General features: G+C 59.0%; 10 protein-coding genes. 5 read left to right on the top strand and 5 right to left on the bottom strand.

The window, feature by feature from the left end:
- Window positions 1-154: 154 nt before the first annotated feature.
- Both fbaA and pgk read right to left on the bottom strand, forming a co-directional pair.
- On the bottom strand, window positions 155-1,231 hold the full coding sequence (gene fbaA, locus ACL2XM_RS26405) for a class II fructose-bisphosphate aldolase (protein WP_410013585.1): 1,077 nt from the start codon (window positions 1,229-1,231) through the stop codon (window positions 155-157).
- Window positions 1,232-1,347: 116 nt separating this feature from the next.
- Window positions 1,348-2,511, bottom strand: a complete 1,164-nt coding sequence (pgk, locus tag ACL2XM_RS26400) for a phosphoglycerate kinase (protein WP_410013584.1) — start codon at window positions 2,509-2,511, stop codon at window positions 1,348-1,350.
- Window positions 2,512-3,566: 1,055 nt separating this feature from the next.
- On the opposite strand from pgk, the gene ACL2XM_RS26395 reads away from it, so the two are divergent.
- The gene (locus ACL2XM_RS26395; RefSeq protein ID WP_413731964.1) at window positions 3,567-4,325 is read left to right on the top strand and encodes an SDR family oxidoreductase; all 759 of its coding nucleotides are present in this window, start codon (window positions 3,567-3,569) and stop codon (window positions 4,323-4,325) included.
- Between the two features lie 109 nt (window positions 4,326-4,434).
- On the opposite strand, the gene tkt is transcribed toward ACL2XM_RS26395, so the two are convergent.
- Window positions 4,435-6,429, bottom strand: coding sequence for a transketolase (gene tkt / locus ACL2XM_RS26390; RefSeq protein WP_413721423.1), 1,995 nt, complete (start codon window positions 6,427-6,429; stop codon window positions 4,435-4,437).
- Window positions 6,430-6,690: 261 nt separating this feature from the next.
- On the opposite strand from tkt, the gene ACL2XM_RS26385 reads away from it, so the two are divergent.
- Window positions 6,691-7,452, top strand: a complete 762-nt coding sequence (locus ACL2XM_RS26385; protein ID WP_413731963.1) for a M48 family metallopeptidase — start codon at window positions 6,691-6,693, stop codon at window positions 7,450-7,452.
- A 60-nt stretch (window positions 7,453-7,512) separates the two neighbouring features.
- Here the strand turns inward: ACL2XM_RS26385 and speB are convergent, their stop codons facing one another.
- On the bottom strand, window positions 7,513-8,433 hold the full coding sequence (gene speB / locus ACL2XM_RS26380; RefSeq protein ID WP_413729478.1) for an agmatinase: 921 nt from the start codon (window positions 8,431-8,433) through the stop codon (window positions 7,513-7,515).
- A 13-nt stretch (window positions 8,434-8,446) separates the two neighbouring features.
- Window positions 8,447-10,423 (bottom strand): biosynthetic arginine decarboxylase, encoded by a 1,977-nt coding sequence (gene speA / locus ACL2XM_RS26375; protein ID WP_410013579.1) that lies wholly within the window; start codon window positions 10,421-10,423, stop codon window positions 8,447-8,449.
- Window positions 10,424-11,302: 879 nt separating this feature from the next.
- Between speA and metK the strand changes: the two genes are divergently transcribed.
- The 3 genes from metK (at window position 11,303) to ACL2XM_RS26360 (ending at window position 14,988) form a co-directional block, all read left to right on the top strand.
- The gene (gene metK, locus ACL2XM_RS26370; RefSeq protein ID WP_410013578.1) at window positions 11,303-12,454 is read left to right on the top strand and encodes a methionine adenosyltransferase; all 1,152 of its coding nucleotides are present in this window, start codon (window positions 11,303-11,305) and stop codon (window positions 12,452-12,454) included.
- Between the two features lie 389 nt (window positions 12,455-12,843).
- Window positions 12,844-14,253 (top strand): sugar porter family MFS transporter, encoded by a 1,410-nt coding sequence (locus ACL2XM_RS26365; protein WP_410013577.1) that lies wholly within the window; start codon window positions 12,844-12,846, stop codon window positions 14,251-14,253.
- Between the two features lie 207 nt (window positions 14,254-14,460).
- Window positions 14,461-14,988, top strand: coding sequence for a SprT family zinc-dependent metalloprotease (locus ACL2XM_RS26360; protein WP_410013576.1), 528 nt, complete (start codon window positions 14,461-14,463; stop codon window positions 14,986-14,988).
- Window positions 14,989-14,997: the final 9 nt, after the last annotated feature.

Genomic DNA, 14,997 nt, shown 5'->3' with positions numbered 1-14,997 from the left:
ACGTGCCGGCAACAACGGAGCCTTTTAAGCGTAACCAATAATCGGATGACTGCCAACGTCAGGTGGAAAAACGGCCGAAAATAATGCGCCTTATCATAACGTTAAAGGCCTCCACGCGGGAGGCCTTTAGAGAAGGGCAATGACGGCGGAAAAATTACAGCACGTCTATCGCATTCAATTCCTGAAACGCCAGTTCCAGGCGGGTAGCCATGGAGACCTGTCCGGCACGCAGCCAGGCACGCGGATCGTAGAATTTCTTGTTCGGTTTGTCGTCGCCTTCCGGGTTGCCCAGCTGGGTTTCCAGGTAGCCGGCATTCTTGTGGTAATACTTCAGGATACCTTCCCAGGTTGCCCATTGGGTATCGGTATCGATGTTCATTTTCACGACGCCGTAGCTCACCGCTTCTTTAATTTCTTCCGGAGTCGAGCCCGAGCCGCCGTGGAACACCAGGTTCAGGGAGTTAGCCGGCAGGCCGAATTTTTCCGAAACGAATTTCTGCGAGTTATCCAGAATTTTCGGGGTCAGCTTAACGTTGCCCGGTTTGTAAACACCATGCACATTGCCGAAGGCGGCGGCGATGGTGAAACGCGGGCTGATGGCGTTGAGCTTTTCATACGCGTAGGCCACGTCTTCCGGCTGGGTATACAGCGCGGAGTTATCCAGATGGCTGTTGTCCACGCCGTCTTCTTCACCACCGGTGCAGCCCAGTTCGATTTCCAGCGTCATATCCAGCTTGGCCATGCGGGCCAGGTACTTGCCGCTGATTTCAATGTTTTCTTCCAGGGGCTCTTCGGACAGATCGATCATATGCGAGGAGAACAGCGGTTTGCCGGTGGCGGCGTAATGTTTTTCACCCGCGTCCAACAGGCCGTCAAGCCAGGGCAGCAGTTTTTTGGCGCAATGGTCGGTATGCAGGATAACCGGCACGCCGTAATGCTCCGCCATATGATGGACATGCAGCGCGCCGGCGATAGCACCGAGAACCGCGGCAGTCTGGCCTTCGACCTTCAGGCCTTTACCGGCGATAAAAGCCGCGCCGCCGTTGGAGAACTGAACGATAATCGGCGCGCGTACCTTCGCGGCGGCTTCCAGCGCGGCGTTAATGGAATCCGTGCCTACGCAGTTAACGGCGGGCAGGGCAAAGTGATTTTCCTTCGCCACGGCAAATACTTTTTGTACGTCGTCACCGGTGATGACGCCTGGTTTTACAAAATCAAAAATCTTAGACATATTGCTTTGTCCTGTTCTGTAGGCCATTGATGGAGGGATTCAAATACCGTTGCCCTAGCCTGCATTCGCAACGATGTTTGCGGGCGCCGTGATGCCGCGCCCGGCTCGCTAATGCGTTATTGTTTTGCGCGCTCTTCAAGCATAACCACGGCCGGCAGTTTTTTGCCTTCCACGAACTCAAGGAACGCGCCGCCGCCGGTGGAAATATAAGAAATTTTGTCCGCGATGCCAAACAGATCGATGGCGGCCAGGGTGTCGCCGCCGCCGGCGATGGAAAACGCGTCGCTGTCGGCAATGGCGTTGGCCACGATTTCGGTGCCTTTGCGAAAGTTAGGGAACTCGAACACGCCCACCGGGCCGTTCCACAAAATGGTCTTGGCTTTTTTCAGGATATCGGCCAGCTGCTGCGCGGACACATCGCCCAAATCCAGCACCTGCTCGTTGTCTTTGATCTCGCTGGCGGATTTCAGGGTGGCCGGCGCGGTTTCCGAGAATTCGGTGGCGACGCGGACATCGGTCGGAACCGGGATCTGGCAGGTCTGCAGCAGGCGCTTCGCTTCAGGAATCAAATCGGCTTCGTACAGGGATTTGCCCACGTTGTGGCCCTGGGCGGCGATAAAGGTATTGGCGATGCCGCCGCCGACAATCAGCTGATCGGCAATTTTGGACAGGGAGTCCAGCACGGTCAGTTTCGTCGACACCTTGGATCCGCCGACAATGGCCACCATCGGGCGCGCCGGGTTGCCAAGAGCCTTGCCCAGCGCTTCAAGTTCATTGGACAGCAGCGGGCCGGCGCAGGCGATAGGCGCGAATTTTCCCACGCCATGGGTGGAGGCCTGGGCGCGGTGCGCGGTGCCGAAGGCGTCCATGACATAGATATCGCACAGCGCGGCGTATTTTTTCGCCAGGGTTTCGTCGTCTTTCTTTTCGCCTTTATTAAAGCGGACGTTTTCCAGCACCACCAGCTCGCCCGGCTTGATTTCCAGGCCGTCCAGATAATCCTTGGCCAGGCGTACCGGCGCGGACATATGTTCCTTCAGGTAATTCACTACCGGCAGCAAAGAAAACTCTTCGTTGTATTCGCCTTCGGTCGGACGACCAAGATGGGACGTCACCATGACGCTCGCGCCTTGTTTCAGGGCGGCTTCAATGGTGGGCAGGGACGCGCGGATGCGCGCGTCGGACGTGACTTTCCCGTCTTTAACCGGAACGTTCAGATCAGAACGGATAAGCACGCGTTTACCAGCCAGATCCAGATCGGTCATCTTAATTACAGCCATGGTGAACCCTCTTGTTGATTCTTGGAAAATTGCCTGAACGGCGGGAGGCGCATCGTCGCCCGCCGGCCGAGAAGCCGCTTACGGTCTGCGCCTGGCGGGAGAACCTCTCCATTGGCGCAGCCCTGTGTCTGTTTATTGTCTGCCCTTGTTTCATCACCGTTATTTTTTAACATACCGGCCTGGGGGAAACGTTGCGTCTCGTGCTCACGCGCCCCGTGGCAGGCCGCCGTCCGTCAGGACGGGCGAGGATAACGTTGAAATGCGGTCATGATTGTAGAGCATGTTATACAGTCAACTATACCACGAAATGCGTCCCATGCCGCTTTTTGCGATAATTCCGCGCCGGCCGGCGGCGGTCAAAATGAGCGCGCGGCCAGGAGCCACGCGGGTGATCACTGCCTGGGGCCCCGTGGTTGGCGGAGGCGGCGCTGATGAATAAAACCGCCGGCGCCACCGTCAACTGAAACGCTTCAGCTAGAATAATCAAAATTAGATAGCAGCGGAATAATTTTGCCAAATATGTGACGCAGATCCGTTTCCGCCGGTTAAAACGGTGTTTTTTTGTGCATTTGTCGGGAAAAAATTCAGATATTGACGATAAGGAACATCCACGTAATAATCGTTCGCACAGTTGCCCGCACGGCGCTGTCGTAGGCGTTACCGTCATCCAACGCGTCCTTTGCCGAGAGGATCCCAGCAGGGAGTGTCTCGGGGTCACTAAAGGCGCTTTATCATGACATCATCCCCTTTTTTCGCATTCGTCCGCCTGTCTCGTACCGCTGTCTTGCCGGGGCATTCCCCCGCGATTACCCTGGCTCTGGCCTTTCCGGCGTTACTTGCCGTCATCGCCCCTTATTTCGCCCGATCGCCCGCGGTGCGTCATGATTTTATATTTGTTCCGGACAGTCGTGCTCAGTCCCTGGCCGCGCGGGCAACCCGCCATCACGCGGGGACGCGTTTGCGCCCCGGCCGTTCTCCGCCTCGCCATTTGCAGGGTGAGTCGGGAGGCGGTCAGACCATAAGCATACGATCACAATACAATACAGGAGCGACGAATGATGAAAATGACCGGCAATACTATCCTTATCACCGGCGGCACCAGCGGCATCGGCCGCGGGCTGGCCGATGCCTTCCACGACCTGGGCAACAAGGTCGTCGTCACGGGGCGCCGGCAGGCCCTGCTTGATGAAATCACGGCGGGCAGGCCCGGCATGGTCGGGATGTCCCTCGATCTTAACGATCCGGCCTCCTTGTCCCGCCTCGCCGGCGACGTGCGCGCGCGCTTTCCTGAGCTCAACGTGCTTATCGCCAACGCCGGTATCTCGCGGGCGGAGGACATGACCGCGGCCGGCTGGGATGTTTCCGACGCCCGGGACATCGTGGAAACCAATATCATGGGCGTGCTGCGCGTTACCGCCGCGTTTCTGCCGGTGCTGCAAGGGCGGCCGGACGCGGTCATCATGGCCACCAGTTCCAACCTTGCCTTCGTGCCCCGCGCCGATTTCCCGACGTATTGCGCCAGCAAGGCCTTCCTGCACTCCTGGTTACAATCGCTGCGCCATCAGTTGCGCCATATTCCCATCGATGTGCTGGAACTGGCGCCGCCCTACGTACAGACCGGGCTCACGGGCGATCGGCAGGCTCGCGACCCGCGCGCGGTTCCGCTCGCGGCTTATGTAGCGGAGGTCATGCAATTGCTGGCCTCGGGAGATCACCCCCAGGGCGAAGTGCTGGTCGAGCGCGACAGGGCCCGGCGCTGGGCCGAGCGGGAGGGTCGCTACGACGCCACCTTTGCCGCCATGAACCCAGGCTGAGGCCAGCGGGATAGCGGCGTGCCGGCGGGGGCTTAGCGCGCCCGCCGGCGCGCCAATAAAAAAGGCACCCGCAGGTGCCTTTAAGCGTCGTGGCGAGGAGGCCAGCAGGCTACGCCAGCAGCGTGCGCGCCTTGTCCAGCACGTTTTCGGCGGTGAAGCCGAACAGGGTAAACAGCTCCTCCGCCGGCGCGGATTCGCCAAAGCTGGTCATGCCGACGACGGCGCCGTTCAGGCCCACATACTTGTACCAGTAATCGGCAATACCAGCCTCGATGGCCAGCCGCGCGCCCACCGCCTTCGGCAGCACCGCCTCACGGTACGCCGCATCCTGCAGATCGAATACCTCCGGCGACGGCAACGACACCACCCGCACCCGGCGGCCTTCGGCGCTGAGCGTTTCCCACGCCGACACGGCCAGCGACACTTCCGAACCGGTGGCGATAATCAGCAGCTCAGGCGTGCCGTCGCAGTGTTTCAGCACATAACCGCCGCGGGCGATATCGGCCAACTGCTGCGCGCTGCGCGGCTGCTGCGTCAGGTTCTGGCGTGAGAACACCAGGGTGCTCGGACCGGTGGCATGCTCCACCGCCTGCTGCCAGGCCACGGCGGATTCCACCTGATCGCACGGGCGCCAGGTGCGCATGTTCGGCGTCAGCCGCAGGCTCGCCAACTGCTCCACCGGCTGATGCGTCGGGCCATCTTCGCCCAGCCCGATGGAGTCATGGGTATACACGTAGATGGAGCGGATTTTCATCAGCGCCGCCATGCGCACCGCGTTGCGGGCATACTCCACGAACATCAGGAAGGTGGCGGTGTAGGGCACGAAGCCGCCGTGCACCGCGAGACCGTTGGCGATCGCCGTCATGCCGAACTCGCGTACGCCGTAGTGAATATAATTACCCGCCTTATCGTCGCCCAGGGAGACGGATTTCGCCCAGAGCGTCAGGTTGCTCGGCGCCAGGTCGGCCGAACCGCCCAGCAGTTCCGGCAGATCCGGGCCAAAGGCGTCCAGGGCGTTCTGCGAGGCTTTACGGCTGGCGATATTGGCCGGGTTGGCCTGCAGTTTTTCGATATACGCCCGGCTCTTCGCCTGCCAGTCGGCGGGCAGGCGGCCTTCGGTGCGGCGGATGAATTCCGCCGCCAGCGCCGGGAACGCGCTGCGGTAGGCGGCGAACTTATCGTTCCAGGCGGCTTCTTTGGCCGCGCCGGCTTCTTTGGCATCCCATTGGGCATAGATATCCTGCGGGATCTCGAACGCCGGAGAGTTCCAGCCCAGCTGCACGCGCGTGGCGGCCACTTCCGCCTCGCCCAGCGGCGCGCCGTGCGCTTCATGGGAGCCGGCCTTGTTCGGCGAGCCAAAGCCAATCACCGTCTTGCACATCAGCAGCGACGGCCGGTCGGTTACCGCGCGCGCCTCATCAATCGCCGCTTTCAACGCCGCGCTGTCGTGGCCGTCGACGCCGCGCACCACATGCCAGCCATAGGCTTCGAAACGCGAGGCGGTGTCGTCGCTGAACCAGCCTTCCACATGCCCGTCGATGGATATGCCGTTATCGTCGTAGAACGCCGTCAGCTTGCCGAGCTTCATGGTGCCGGCCAGCGAGCAGACCTCGTGGGAGATGCCTTCCATCATGCAGCCGTCGCCCATAAACACATAGGTATGGTGGTCGACGATGTCATGGCCCGGACGGTTAAACTGCGCCGCCAGGGTGCGCTCGGCTATCGCCATGCCCACCGCGTTGGCGATGCCTTGTCCCAGCGGCCCGGTGGTGGTCTCCACGCCGGCGGTATAACCGTATTCCGGGTGGCCCGGGGTCTTGGAATGCAGCTGGCGGAAGTTCTTCAGCTCCTCGATGGGCAGGTTATAGCCGGTCAGGTGCAGCAGGCTGTAAAGCAGCATGGAGCCATGGCCGTTGGAGAGGATAAAGCGGTCGCGGTCGGCCCATTTGGGATTGGCGGGATTATGGTTGAGGTAGTCGCGCCACAGCACTTCGGCGATATCCGCCATGCCCATCGGGGCGCCGGGGTGGCCGGATTTGGCTTTTTGCACCGCGTCCATGCTTAACGCGCGGATGGCGTTAGCCAGCTCTTTTCGGGATGTCATGAATTACTCCGTTTCGGATTGAATAGTGTCTCGTTGCCCAAGCCATCATAAAATCAATCACTTAACTTCAGAGACTGTGAAAATATCGATAAATGTACCCTAAAAAGGTCATAATTGTATATGCAGGAATGCGCGATAAATAGGGGATAATCCCCTGATCGTACGGCACGACGATGCGATGGAAAAAACACCATCATTCATGCCATAAAATCTGTTAACAGACTCACAATTTTTCTTAATATCTTATGGGAAAACAAAATAATGACCCTATCTGTACTGCCCTGGGCCGGCTTAAGCATTATCGCCATCACGCTGCTGAGCGGTTGTGAAAATCTCGACCAGAACACCCTGATGCAATCGGGCGGCCAGGCGTTTGTGGCGGCCACCCTGAGCGATAGCCAGGTCAAGGCGCTGAGCGCCGAATCCTGCGCGCAAATGGACCAGAAGGCGCAAATCGCCCCCGCCGGCAGCCCCTACGCCCAGCGCCTGGCGACCGTTGCCGCCGCGCTGGGGGATAATATCGCCGGCACCCCGGCCGATTATAAGGTTTACCTGACCAAGGACGTCAACGCCTGGGCCATGGCCAATGGCTGCATCCGCGTCTACAGCGGCCTGATGGATCTGATGACGGATAATGAAGTCGAGGCGGTGGTCGGCCATGAAATGGGCCACGTCGCGCTCGGGCACAGCCGCAAGGCCATGCAGCTGGCCTATGCCACCACCGCGGCGCGCACCGCCGCGGCCTCGGTGGGCGGCGTCACGGCGGCGTTATCGCAATCGCAGCTGGGCGAGCTTGGGCAGGCGTTGATCGGCGCGCAGTTTTCCCAGCGCCAGGAAAGCGAAGCGGACGACTATTCCTTTGATTTGCTGAAAAAACGTCATATCGACCCGCAGGGGCTGGTGACCAGCTTTGAAAAGCTGGCCAGCATGGAAAAGGGGCAAGGCGGCAGTATGTTTGATTCCCATCCGACGTCGCAGGCGCGGGCGCAGCATATCCGCGATCGCATCGCGGCGGGCAAATAAAGGGCGGGATGGCCGCCCGGTCCGGCGCACCCCGGGGAGGGCGCGCCCGTCAGCGCGGATTTACCGCGGTTTTTTGGCCGCCTGGATATAGAGCATTTCCAGCGCCAGCGTGGCCGCCGCCAGGGCGGTGATTTGCGAATGATCGTAGGCCGGCGCCACTTCCACCAGATCCATGCCGACGATATTCAGGGGCTGCAGGCCGCGCAGCAGCTTCAGCGCCCGATCGGTGCTCAGGCCGCCGATCACCGGCGTGCCGGTGCCGGGCGCGAACGCCGGATCCAGGCAGTCGATATCAAAGGTCAGGTAAACCGGCAAATCGCCGACAATCTGCATGACCTGGGCCAGGATATCGTCGACGCTGCGATCGTTGACCTGCCCCGCGTCCAGCACCGTAAAGCCGTTATCGCGATCGTATTCGGTACGGATGCCGATCTGCACCGACCGGGTGGGATCGATCAGGCCTTCGTTGGGCGCATGGTAGAACATGGTGCCGTGATCGAACTTGCTGCCGTTGCTGTAGGTATCGGTATGGGCGTCGAAATGCACCAGCGCCATTTTGCCGAAATGCTTATGATGCGCGCGCAGCAAAGGCAGCGTGACGTAATGATCGCCGCCAAACGAGAGCAGGCGTTTGCCCGCCGCCAGTAAACGCTCCGCGTGCTGCTGGAGCTTATCGCTCAGATCCTGCGCATCGCCGAAATCAAACACCACGTCGCCGCAGTCGACCACCTTTAAACGCTGGCGCACGTCGAAGTCCCACGGCCAGCGGCAGCCTTCCCAGGCCAGGTTGGTGGAAACCTGGCGGATCGCCGCCGGGCCGTGACGGCCGCCGGAGCGGCCCGAGGTGGCCATATCGAAGGGAATGCCGGTAATCACCCAATCGGCATCGGCGTCATAGGGGTTGAATTCCAACGGCAAACGCAAAAAGCCAAAGGCATTGGAAACCAGGGAATTATCGTATTGATGGCCCAGGGTGCTCATAGTCCGTCCTTTCTTATTCATCTTCCAGGTAAGTGTAGCCATACAGGCCGGCCTCGAACTCTTCGAGGAACTCCGCCTGCAGCGCGCCGTCCAGATCGGTCTCTTTCACCTGATCGCGGAAACGGGTCAACAGTACCGCCGGATCCAACTGCACATACTGCAGCATATCGGCTACTGAATCGCCTTCATCGGACTCATTAAGCTCCACGCTGCCGTCTTTAAACACAAAGACGTCCACCGCGGCGGTGTCGCCGAACAGGTTATGCATATTGCCAAGGATTTCCTGATAGGCGCCGACCATGAAAAAGCCCAGCAGCGGCGGGTTATCCACATCGTACGGCGGCATCGGCATGGTGGTGGCGATGCCGTCGCCATCGATATAGTGATCGATGGTGCCGTCGGAGTCGCAGGTAATATCCAGCAGCACGGCGCGACCTTCAGGCGGTTTATCCAGCCCCTCCAGCGGCAACACCGGGAACAGCTGATCGATGCCCCAGGCGTCCGGCATCGACTGGAACAGCGAGAAGTTAACGTACAGCTTGTCGGCCATGCGCTCCTGCAGTTCATCGATAATCGGCCGGTGCGCGCGGTTGCTCGGATCGAGCTGCGTCTGGATCATGCGGCAAATATTCAGATAGAGCTGCTCGGCCCAGGCGCGCTGGCTCAAATCCAGCATGCCGTGGGTATATTGGGTATGGACGTCGTGCAGGTCCATCTGGCTGTCGTGCAGCCATTCGCGCAGCGAGCGGCGGTTTTGCGGTTCCTGCATTTCCTGCCAGGTCTGCCACATGCTTTCCAGCGGGCGCGGCGCGTCCTCGGCGGGCGGCAGCGGTTCGCTGAACTCGTTGCGCTCCACGCCGATAACGTTCGATACCAGCACCGTATGGTGGGCGGTGACGGCGCGGCCGGACTCGGTAATCACCGTCGGATGCGGCAGGTCATATTCGTTGCAGGCATCGCCGATACCCCAAATCACATTGTTGGCGTATTCGTTCAGGCCGTAGTTGGCCGAACAATCGGACTGAGAACGGGTGCCTTCGTAATCGACCCCCAGGCCGCCGCCGACATCAAAGCATTCGATATTCACGCCCAGGCGGTGCAGTTCCACATAAAAACGCGCCGATTCCCGTACGCCGGAGGCGATATCGCGGATATTGGACAATTGGGAACCCAAATGGAAATGCAGCAGTTGCAGGCTGTCGAGCCGTCCTTTGCTGCGCAGCAGTTCCACCAGTTGCAGCACCTGGACCGCCGCCAGCCCGAATTTGGATTTTTCGCCGCCGCTGGACTGCCACTTGCCCGAGCCCTGCGAGGCGAGACGGGCGCGCACGCCCAGGCGGGGCACCACGTTCAGGCGCTCGGCTTCTTCCAGCACCAGCTTGATTTCGGTAAGTTTTTCAATGACCAGGTAAACCTTATGGCCCAGCTTTTCGCCGATCAGCGCCAGGCGGATATATTCGCGGTCTTTATAGCCATTGCAGACAATCACGGTGCGCGTCATGCCGGCATGCGCCAGCACCGCCATCAGTTCCGCCTTGGAGCCGGCTTCCAGCCCCAGCGGCTCGCCGGAATTCACCAGGGATTCAATCACCCGGCGATGTTGGTTAACCTTGATGGGATAAACCAGGAAATAGTCGCCCCGATAGCCAAAGGATTCGCGGGCGCGCTTAAACGCCCCGTTAATGGAACGCAGGCGGTGTTGCAGGATCTGCGGAAAGCAGAACAGGGCCGGCAGCCGCTGCCCGTCATTCTGCCGTTCCTTCACCAGCTCAGCCAGGTCGACCCGCGCCTCGGGGAAATCGGGATCGGGGCAAACGCTGATATGGCCAAGCTCATTGACATCAAAATAATTATTGCCCCAATACGCGACATTGTAGGTACTCATCATTTTGCTGGCATCGCTGTCATTCATGGCTACCTCCTGCATGGAACGCAAGTTTTCATGGGGTGCGGACCGGTGGGACCCTTGGTGCTTATGATCATCAGACATGACGTAACTCTCTCCCGGGGTTCCAGTTGGCGTTCCCGTTCATCAATGTTGGAGCGTGGACACCACCGTCGGTGGCATAGTTGTTGTGCGTAAACCCGCAGCCCGCCAACGGCAATAAGCGCCGCCGGACGCAATCGGCATCCGGTACATCAGTACAGTAATTGTAAAACACCTTGATGAACTCCGTGAGACGGGGTGGTGGATCGCCCAAAAAATAGGGTCCGCATGAAAGACCGCATGGCCCGGGTCCGGTAATGAGCAACCGTCAACCGGCCCTGGAATCCTGGGAAGCGCCCGCATGTCGGCGGCCTGGCGGGCAACATCGGCCATAACAGAGCGGAAATGCTGGAAAAACAGGGTGCGCCGGACAAGCCGGGCGAGCGGAAGCGTGGTCGGGGTTGACCGGAAAATAACGAATCATTAACTGTGCCACCTCCCGCAAATGCCGGCCATCGGCGGCTTACGCCGTGCCGGGACAGATAAAAAGTTACCGGATGTAAATGAAAGACATTCACCTTACCGTTGCTTATGCGCGCGAATTTATACAGCCTGCCCCGCGAAAAAGCAAAATTTAAATCAGCCCCGGGCGCGATTACCGCACGATCGGGCGCCGCCGCGGCCTGCGCGGAGGCGCCAGGGCGAAAAAATCGCTGGTAATTCGCCAAGCGGGTGTCCTAGAATAGCCATCCAGAAGTTAATCCATCTAAACTGGATAGCTTACTTATACTATTACTTACTGTGAGTACTTACTGCTAACGACGTTATCCGCGGGACGTTGCAGGACGCGTAACGCCATCATCGGAAAATCGCTTTTCCCTTATGGCTGAATCCCAGCGCTACGCAGTCATTCCTAACCCGTATGTTAAGGTAAAGAGACCGATGGCTAAACACCTATTTACGTCCGAATCCGTTTCAGAAGGACATCCTGATAAAATCGCGGATCAGATTTCCGATGCCGTGCTTGACGCGATCCTGGCCCAGGATCCCAAGGCGCGCGTGGCCTGCGAAACATTTGTCAAAACCGGTATGGTGCTGGTTGGCGGTGAAATCACCACCAGCGCATGGGTGGATATAGAAGAACTGACGCGCAGCACCATTCGCGATATCGGCTATATCAATTCGGATATGGGTTTCGACGCCAATTCCTGCGCCGTGCTCAGCGCCATCGGCAAGCAATCGCCCGATATCAACCAGGGCGTGGATCGCAGCGACCCGCTCGAACAGGGCGCCGGCGACCAGGGGCTGATGTTCGGTTACGCCACCAACGAAACCGAAGTACTGATGCCGGCGCCGATCACCTACGCCCATCGCCTGGTGGCGCGCCAGTCCCAGGTGCGCAAAAGCGGCACCCTGCCCTGGCTGCGTCCGGATGCCAAAAGCCAGATCACCTTTGCGTATGACAACGATAAAATCGTCGGCATCGACGCGGTCGTGCTCTCTACCCAGCATTCAGAAGACGTCTCCCTGCGCGATTTGCAGGAAGCGGTCATGGAAGAGATCATCAAGCCGGTCCTGCCCGCCGAATGGCTGTCGTCCAGCACCAAATATTTTATCAACCCCACCGGCCGGTTTGTTATCGGCGGCCCCATGGGCGACTGCGGCCTGACCGGGCGTAAAATCATCGTCGACACCTACGGCGGTATGGCCCGTCACGGCGGCGGCGCGTTTTCGGGCAAAGATCCCTCCAAGGTCGACCGTTCCGCGGCCTACGCCGCCCGCTACGTGGCAAAAAATATCGTCGCCGCCGGCCTGGCCGATCGCTGTGAAATCCAGGTTTCCTACGCCATCGGCGTGGCGGAACCCACGTCCATCAGCATCGAAACCTTCGGCACCGGCAAAGTCTCCATCGAAAAACTGACCCAGCTGGTACGCGAGTTCTTCGACCTGCGTCCCCACGGCCTTATCACCATGCTGGATCTGCTGCAGCCGATTTATCGCGAAACTGCGGCCTATGGTCACTTCGGCCGCGAGCATTTCCCCTGGGAAAAAACCGATAAAGCCGCGCTGCTGCGCGATGCCGCCGGTTTATAAGCGGGATAAGATAAGTCGTACCGCCGGAGATATCTTCGACTACACTACTTAACGGTGATCTGATGATCGCCGTTTTTTTTAGCCTTTCTGAAAGCGATTACAGGACAATAAAATCAATTTTATCATCAAGTTAATTGGGATTAAATTTTCGATTTTTTTTTGCTACCGCTTCATTTTCAGCTATATGTTATATATCAACCGGACCGACGCGAAAGTTGTTTCTAAAACATCATTTTAGATTGATAAGCGGCATGGCCCTGGCTTTTAGTGCTGTTAATTCAGGATAAGTCTGTGTAAACGATTACATAGTTGTGATCTAGCGCACACTATATCCGCATACGTTTATTTAACATTCATAATTAATAATTTTGTAGTTTTAGGGAGGTACTATGAGTACTGCCAATGTGAGTACTGCCAAACCCCGGTCAGGCAGATCTCATGCCCGCATCACCTTTTTCGTCTGCTTTATGGCGGCGCTTGCCGGACTGCTGTTCGGCCTGGATATCGGCGTTATTGCCGGGGCATTGCCGTTCCTGTCCGATGAGCTGCAAATTACCGCGCATCAGCAGGAATGGGTGGTCAGTTCCATGATGTTCGGCGCCGCGGTCGGCGCGGTAGGTTCGGGCTGGCTGTCAGCCAAGCTCGGGCGTAAATACAGTTTGCTGATCGGCGCGTTATTATTCGTCATCGGCTCGTTATGCTCGGCGTTTTCCCCCAATGTCGAACTGCTGGTGGTTGCCAGGATCATCCTGGGGCTGGCCGTCGGCGTCGCTTCTTATACCGCCCCTTTATATCTGTCGGAAATCGCGCCGGAAAAAATTCGCGGCAGCATGATTTCCATGTACCAGCTGATGATCACCATCGGCATCCTGGCGGCTTACCTGTCGGATACCGCGTTCAGCTATAGCGGTTCCTGGCGCTGGATGCTGGGCATCATCACCATCCCGGCGGTCTTGTTGTTTATCGGCGTATTGTTCCTGCCCGGCAGCCCGCGCTGGCTGGCGGCGAAAGGCCGCTACATCGAGGCGCAGAAGGTGCTGAACATGCTGCGCGACACGTCCGAGCAGGCCAAGAAAGAGCTGGAAGAGATTCGCGAAAGCCTGAAGGTAAAACAAAGCGGCTGGGCGCTGTTTACCAATAACGGCAATTTCCGCCGTGTGGTGTATCTCGGCATTCTGCTGCAGGTGATGCAGCAGTTCACCGGGATGAACGTCATCATGTACTACGCGCCGAAGATCTTCGGCATCGCCGGTTTCTCCAGCACCACGGATCAAATGTGGGGCACGGTGATAGTCGGCCTGGTCAACGTTCTGGCCACCTTTATCGCCATCGGCCTGGTTGACCGCTGGGGCCGCAAGCCGACCCTCAAGCTGGGCTTCCTGGTGATGGCGGTGGGTATGGGCGTATTGGGCGCGTTGCTGCATATCGGCGTTGAAACCGACTTCCGCAAATACTTCGCCATCATTATGCTGATGATGTTTATCGTGGGTTTTGCGATGAGCGCCGGTCCGCTGATTTGGGTACTGTGTTCCGAAATCCAGCCGCTGAAGGGCCGGGATTTTGGTATCACCGTTTCCACGGCCACCAACTGGATTGCCAATATGATCGTCGGCGCCACCTTCCTGACCATGCTTGATGTACTGGGGAACGCCAATACGTTCTGGGTCTACGGCGGGCTGAACGTGCTGTTTATTCTCCTGACATTCTGGCTGATTCCGGAAACCAAGAATATTTCGCTGGAACATATCGAGCGCAACCTGATGACCGGCAAACGCCTGCGCGAAATCGGCGATAAATAATCGTCGATCCGTCCAGCCGGTGAACGAGCCGGCTGGCGGCGGCGGAGCGGCGCAAGCCGCCCCGGCGCCGGCGGCAATCCGCCATACCTCCGCGCCGTGCCCGGCTTTCCCGCGGCATGGCGCCAGCGTCCATCCCGGCTAAACCCAGCCCTTCCCACCCTATTGCGTCGCTTGCATCTGTTAACTGCGCCGGTTAATCTTGCCGTTATGAAACCGAACCGCATCCCCATCGCCCTTCACCAGGCCGTTATGTCATGTCTGCGTGCCAAGCTGCGCCAGGCAGGGGACTATTTCAACACCACCTTCCCGGAGCCGCTGTTGAATTACCAGCAGCGCGGCACCTCGGCGGGCACCGCGTGGCTGGATAAATGGGAAATCCGGCTCAACCCGGTATTGCTGCTGGCCAACCAGGACAGCTTTATCGACGAGGTGATTCCCCACGAGCTCGCCCATCTGCTGGTGTTTCGCCAGTTCGGCCGCGTGGCGCCCCACGGCAGCGAGTGGCGCTGGATGATGGCAAGCGTGCTGCATACCGAGCCCCGCCGCACCCACGGTTTCGACCTGGCGACGGTGCGCACCAATACCTACCGCTACCAGTGCGGATGCCAGCGCCACGAACTGACGGTGCGCCGCCATAACCGCATCGTACGCGGCGAGTCGGTGTACCGCTGCCGCCAATGCGGCGCTGTGCTGCGCTTTGCCGGCGATAACGATGCCGAAAACGTGATGGAATAACAGCGGCGC

It is taken from the genome of Sodalis sp. RH20 (assembly GCF_047324205.1).
Taxonomy (GTDB): domain Bacteria; phylum Pseudomonadota; class Gammaproteobacteria; order Enterobacterales; family Enterobacteriaceae; genus Acerihabitans.
This window is presented reverse-complemented; position numbering and strand designations above follow the sequence as displayed.

Excerpts from the sequence above, each read along its gene's own strand:
- ACL2XM_RS26395 (WP_413731964.1), top strand. The coding sequence starts at position 3,567 with ATGATGAAAATGACCGGCAATACTATCCTTATCACCGGCGGCACCAGC.
- ACL2XM_RS26365 (WP_410013577.1), top strand. The coding sequence starts at position 12,844 with ATGAGTACTGCCAATGTGAGTACTGCCAAACCCCGGTCAGGCAGATCT.
- tkt (WP_413721423.1), bottom strand. The coding sequence starts at position 6,429 with ATGACATCCCGAAAAGAGCTGGCTAACGCCATCCGCGCGTTAAGCATG.
- ACL2XM_RS26360 (WP_410013576.1), top strand. The coding sequence starts at position 14,461 with ATGAAACCGAACCGCATCCCCATCGCCCTTCACCAGGCCGTTATGTCA.
- ACL2XM_RS26385 (WP_413731963.1), top strand. The coding sequence starts at position 6,691 with ATGACCCTATCTGTACTGCCCTGGGCCGGCTTAAGCATTATCGCCATC.
- speA (WP_410013579.1), bottom strand. The coding sequence starts at position 10,423 with ATGTCTGATGATCATAAGCACCAAGGGTCCCACCGGTCCGCACCCCAT.
- fbaA (WP_410013585.1), bottom strand. The coding sequence starts at position 1,231 with ATGTCTAAGATTTTTGATTTTGTAAAACCAGGCGTCATCACCGGTGAC.
- speB (WP_413729478.1), bottom strand. The coding sequence starts at position 8,433 with ATGAGCACCCTGGGCCATCAATACGATAATTCCCTGGTTTCCAATGCC.
- pgk (WP_410013584.1), bottom strand. The coding sequence starts at position 2,511 with ATGGCTGTAATTAAGATGACCGATCTGGATCTGGCTGGTAAACGCGTG.
- metK (WP_410013578.1), top strand. The coding sequence starts at position 11,303 with ATGGCTAAACACCTATTTACGTCCGAATCCGTTTCAGAAGGACATCCT.